The sequence below is a fragment of the Pseudomonas sp. TE3911 genome, from assembly GCF_054062775.1.
This window is the reverse complement of the sequence record NZ_JBSSFP010000001.1, coordinates 2784645-2788276: the sequence shown is the minus strand read 5'-3', so window position 1 is coordinate 2788276 and position 3632 is coordinate 2784645. Positions and strand designations below refer to the sequence as shown.

The window sequence follows — 3632 nt, the reverse complement described above, 5'->3', positions numbered from 1 at the left end:
AGAGGGTATACCGCTTTAAATGTGGGAGGGGGCTTGCCCCCGATAGCGATCTTTCGGTGCACATATCCATTCCTGCGGTAACGGCGGCTTGTGGTTCCGCTCTTACAGCGGGTCACTTTTGGAAAGGCCGGAATGCCGGCCCAGCCAAAAGTAACCAAAAGGCCTTCGCCCCACCACTCGGCACCTCGCCTAGGCTCGGTGTGCCCTCACTCCGGCTTTGGAACGTGGGCCGCCGCTCCAAAACCTGCGTTCGGCCAGCGTGGTTTTACGGGGCGACCGCGGATCACAAGCAAGAGCGCGATGGCCTTAGAGCCGACCGGTTTATTGAGTCGAACTGCTTTCACAGGTGGGAGGGGGCTTGCCCCCGATAGCGATCTTTCGGTGTGCATATCCATTCCTGCAGAAACGGATATGTACCCAATCAAAAAAAGCCCAACCCAATAGGCCGGGCCAAACCACTTTCTATGGTCATCTATGCAAAACTCTAAATTCCGCAAAATCGGCATATTCACCGTACTGGCCGTAGCCATCAGCCTAATCATCTACACCGTCCAGGCGCCGGCCGACGCACCGCTGTACCTCACCGCCACCGCCGAACGCGGCGACATCGAAAACGCCGTCCTGGCCACCGGCCTACTCGAAGGCATCAAGCAAGTCGACGTCGGCGCCCAAGTCTCCGGCCAGTTAAAGTCACTCAAGGTCAAAGTGGGCGACAAGGTAAAAAAGGGCCAATGGCTCGCCGAAATCGACCCGTTGATCCTGCAAAACACCCTGCGCAAAGCCCAAGTGGATGAGGAAAATCTCCAGGCCCAGCGCCGGGCCACGGCGGCTCAGCTCAAGCAGGCCAAGTCGGTGTATGAACGCTACAAAGGTTTGCAGGATGACGAGTCGGTATCGCGCCAGGACTTTGAAGATGCCGAATCGACCTTCCAGGTGCAGCAGGCCAATCTGTTGGCCCTGGATGCGCAGATCAAAAGCGCACATATCCAGATCGACACCGCCAAGATCAACCTGGATTACACCCGTATCAATGCGCCCATCGACGGCGATGTGGTGGGCATCGTCACCCAGGAAGGCCAGACGGTGATTGCCAGCCAACTGGCGCCGGTGCTGCTCAAGTTGGCGGACCTGGACACCATGACGGTCAAGGCCCAGGTGTCGGAGGCGGATGTGATTCATATCAGCCCCGGCCAGCAGGTGTATTTCACCATCCTCGGTGAAGCCGACAAACGCTACTACGCCAAGCTGCGCGGCACCGAGCCGGCGCCGCAGAACTTCCTTGAAACCCAGACCGCCGGCACGCCCAAGCAGAACACGGCGGTGTTCTACAACGCGTTGTTCGATGTGCCCAACCCCGACCATCGCCTGCGCATCGCCATGACCGCCCAGGTGCGTATCGTCCTCGACACCGCCCAGGCCGCGTTGATGGTGCCGGTGGCGGCGCTCGGGGCGCGCAATAAGGACGGCAGTTACGCGCTGCGGGTGCTGGATGCCAAGGGCAAGGCGGTGTCCCGTGATGTAAAAACCGGCATCAACAACAACGTCAAGGTGCAGATCCTGGAGGGCTTGGCCGAGGGCGATAAAGTGGTGATCGGTGATGCGTCGCCTGCTGTGGCGGGGAACTGACGGATGAGCCAGCCACTGTTGGAACTCAAGGGCATCACCCGCAGTTTCATGGCCGGCGAGCGTGAATTCATTGCGCTCAAGGGTATCGACCTGACGATTCAGGCCGGGGAAATGATCGCGATTATCGGCGCGTCCGGTTCCGGTAAATCCACCTTAATGAATATCCTTGGCGGCCTGGATTACGCCACTGCCGGCAGTTACAAGATCAATGGCATCGAAACCCGCTCGTTGGGTGATGAACAACTGGCGGAACTGCGCCGCGATTATTTCGGGTTCATCTTCCAGCGCTACCACTTGCTGGCGCACCTCAGTGCTTTGCACAACGTGGAAATGCCGGCGATTTACGCGGGCACCCCACAGACTCAACGCCACAGTCGCGCACGGGAGTTGCTCGAACGCCTGGGGCTGGCCAGCCACACCACCCACCGTCCCAGCCAGTTGTCGGGCGGGCAGCAGCAACGGGTGAGTATCGCCCGAGCCTTGATGAATGGAGGTGAAGTGATCCTCGCCGACGAACCCACCGGCGCCCTCGACACCCACAGCGGCAAGGAGGTGATGCGTATCCTCGCCGAGCTGCACGCGGCCGGGCACACGGTGATTATCGTCACGCACGATCCCAAGGTGGCGGCGAATGCCCAGCGTATTGTCGAGGTCTGCGACGGCGAGATCATCAGTGACAAGGCCAACACCCGCAGTGGATTGGACGCGCCTGCCGAGGCGCCGATAGAGCCCCGGCGCAGCGGCGCACGGCGGTTGGTGGCGAGCCTTGGGTTGTTCAAGGAAGCGTTCAACATGGCCTGGGTCGCGCTGGTGTCCCATCGCATGCGCACCTTGCTGACCATGCTCGGCATTGTCATCGGCATCACCTCGGTGGTGTCGATCTCGGCCATCGGCGAAGGCGCCAAGCGCTATGTGCTCAAGGACATCCAGGCGATTGGCAGCAACACCATCGATATCTTTTCCGGCACCAGTTTCGGCGACAGCCGCGCCTCGGCCATCGAAACCCTGATGCCGTCGGATGTGGACGCGTTGAACCAGTTGTACTACGTGGACAGTGCCACGCCGGTGGTGGGCCGCAGCCTGTTGCTGCGCTACGGCAATATTGATCTGGATGCCCAAGTCAATGGCGTCAGCGACCGCTACTTCAAGGTCAAGGGGCTGAAGCTTGAAGCCGGTATTGCCTTCAGCGAAAGCGATGCACGGCGCCAGGCCCAGGTGGTGGTGATCGACCACAACACCCGGCACCGTCTGTTCGGGCCGAACGTGGACCCGTTGGGCCAGGTGATCCTGGTGGGCAACCTGCCGTGCACAGTGATTGGCGTGACGGCCGACAACAAAAACATGTTCGCCGCCAGCAAGGCGCTCAACGTGTGGGTGCCTTACGAAACAGCGGCGGGGCGTCTTTTAGGCCAGCGCCACTTGGACAGCATCACCGTGCGCATCAAGGACGGCCAGCCGAGCAAGGTGGTGGAAGACAACGTCAACAAGCTCATGCTGCAACGCCACGGCACCAAGGATTTTTTCACCAATAACCTCGACAGCATCATGCAGACGGTGCAAAAAACCAGCCGCTCCCTGGCACTGCTGTTGTCGTTGATCGCAGTGATTTCATTGCTGGTGGGGGGGATTGGCGTGATGAATATCATGCTGGTGTCGGTCACCGAGCGTACTCGTGAGATCGGTATTCGCATGGCAGTGGGCGCGCGGCAGTCGGACATTCGTCAGCAGTTTTTAGTGGAAGCGGTGATGGTGTGCCTGATCGGCGGCTTGATTGGTATCTCGCTGTCCTACGCGCTGGGGTTTCTGTTTTCGCTGTTTGTGAAGGAATGGGAAATGGTGTTTTCGGTCGGCTCAATCGTCACAGCCTTCGCCTGTTCGACGCTGATCGGCATTGTGTTCGGCTTTGTGCCAGCGCGGAACGCGGCGCGGCTGGACCCGATTGAGGCATTGGCCAGGGACTGATTTCTGTTGGCCGGTGAAGATCAAGTGTGGGAGGGGGCTTGCCC

At 59.9% G+C, this 3632-nt stretch carries 2 protein-coding genes; both read left to right on the top strand.

Going from position 1 to position 3632, the window contains the following annotated elements; translation table 11 throughout:
- Positions 1–474 precede the first annotated feature (474 nt).
- A complete protein-coding gene (gene macA, locus ACVWXD_RS12710) occupies positions 475–1626 on the top strand; it encodes a macrolide transporter subunit MacA (RefSeq protein ID WP_122681425.1) in 1152 nt (383 codons plus the stop codon).
- 3 nt (positions 1627–1629) lie between these two features.
- The gene (locus ACVWXD_RS12705) at positions 1630–3588 is read left to right on the top strand and encodes a MacB family efflux pump subunit (RefSeq protein WP_032885760.1); all 1959 of its coding nucleotides are present in this window, start codon (positions 1630–1632) and stop codon (positions 3586–3588) included.
- Positions 3589–3632 lie beyond the last annotated feature (44 nt).